The sequence below is a fragment of the Acinetobacter sp. ANC5681 genome, assembly GCF_023488045.1.
Lineage (GTDB): Bacteria > Pseudomonadota > Gammaproteobacteria > Pseudomonadales > Moraxellaceae > Acinetobacter.
The window spans coordinates 1-1689 of the sequence record NZ_JAMFKZ010000072.1 but is presented as its reverse complement, the minus strand read 5'-3'; the positions used below and the strand labels follow the sequence as shown (position 1 = coordinate 1689).

Sequence of the window (1689 nt, the reverse complement as noted above, 5' to 3'; positions counted from 1 at the left end):
TTTAAGATGAGATGTAACTCATTGAAATGTGTCATCATATTCGTCGTCAGAAAACAAGTATTATGCCATTATTTCAATGAGTTGTCTTTTTTGTCGTGTACAAAGACATTTAAATAATTGAGTGAATTTGACAAATGGTATTTTATGCATTCTTTATTAGTTGCAAGGATTATTTTTTTGTTGGAACAGATATTTTGAGATAAATGGCAAGAAATTTTGCTAAATATGCACACTGTTGAGCAAAGTAACTGATAATTTTTGCTAAATTATTATCAAAGTCTGCATGTTCAGAAGCAATCTTTTGATGATGAATTTCATCTTTTTGAATATCTAATACTGCATGATGAATCTCAATATCTTTTTCTTTGAAGAAAATTGCAGCTTCATCAAGTTCTTTGTTTACAATATTTTCAATGCTTGCAGTACTGATCCAAATTGCATTTCTACCTAAATCGATATAGTCGTGATTCTAATCGTGAGTACATTTCATCTCATTAAACAATAATAAAATAAAATTCATAGTGAGACACACTCATGAATAACATGATAGGATGAATTAAATTCAATTGTGGTGATCGTTGTGTTAGAACTTCGTCATTTAAAAACATTAATTGCACTACGTGAGCATGGTTCATTGGTTGCGGCTGCGACAGATCTATGCCTAACTCCTTCAGCAATTTCTCATCAATTAAAAGAACTTGATCATTGGTATGGTGTAGAAGTTGTTAATCGCCGTAGTCGTCCAGTAAGTTTTTCCAATGTCGGCGAGCGTTTGCTTCGACTAGCAGATGATGTGTTGCCTCAGGTTCAGATAGCACAAACGGATATTACTCGTATCGTGCATGGACAAACGGGGAGAATTATTTTTTCATCTGAATGTCATAGTTGTTTTGACTGGCTGATGCCTTTATTAAATCAATATCGCCAGCAATATCCAGATGTCGATTTAGATTTTGCAGCGGGTTTTGAGTCTAATCCGCATGAATTATTGCAAAATGCCGAGTTTGATTTATTAATCACTGCTGATCCAATTGCACTCAAAGGGATTGAATACTTTCCGATTTTTGAATACGAGTCACGGTTAGTACTCTCAACGACACATCCATTAGTGCGTAAAGAAATAATCCTAGTTGAAGATTTGGCTGAACAAACGTTGATTACTTATCCAGTTGATAAACATCGTTTAGATATCATGGCGCATTTATTCATTCCAGCAAATATTCAACCTAAGCATATTCGAACGACTGATTTAACGCAGATGTTAATTCAGTTGGTTGCCAGTGGGCGTGGTATTGCTGCTTTACCTGATTGGGTCGTTAATGAATATGAACAAAAGGGATGGGTTGTCAGTCGTCGTTTAGACTGTGTGTCGCCGCAAGGATTGAGACGCACATTATATGCAGGCTACCGTACTGAAGATAAGGAGAAGAATTACTTTGAAGGTTTTCTGAAGCAACTTGAGAAATTTTCAAAGAAGCGTGCGATGTATTATGAAGATTGAATAACTTTGTTATCTAGGTTGTAAAGGGAGATACACATTCTGTTTGAACGGCTTATATACTCTTATTTGCATATATAGAATGATTAACCAAGATGCCAATCCATAAGTGTGATGTGTGCTTAAAAAACAGGAGGGTTTAACTTGGTAAACTATACATACTCATTAGGAGTTTACCATGAGCAAGAAAC

General features: G+C 35.1%; 1 protein-coding gene. It reads left to right on the top strand.

Going from position 1 to position 1689, the window contains the following annotated elements; genetic code table 11:
- Window positions 1-580: 580 nt before the first annotated feature.
- Entirely contained in the window at window positions 581-1501 is a 921-nt protein-coding gene (locus M5121_RS15730) for a LysR family transcriptional regulator (protein ID WP_162620833.1), read from the top strand.
- Window positions 1502-1689 lie beyond the last annotated feature (188 nt).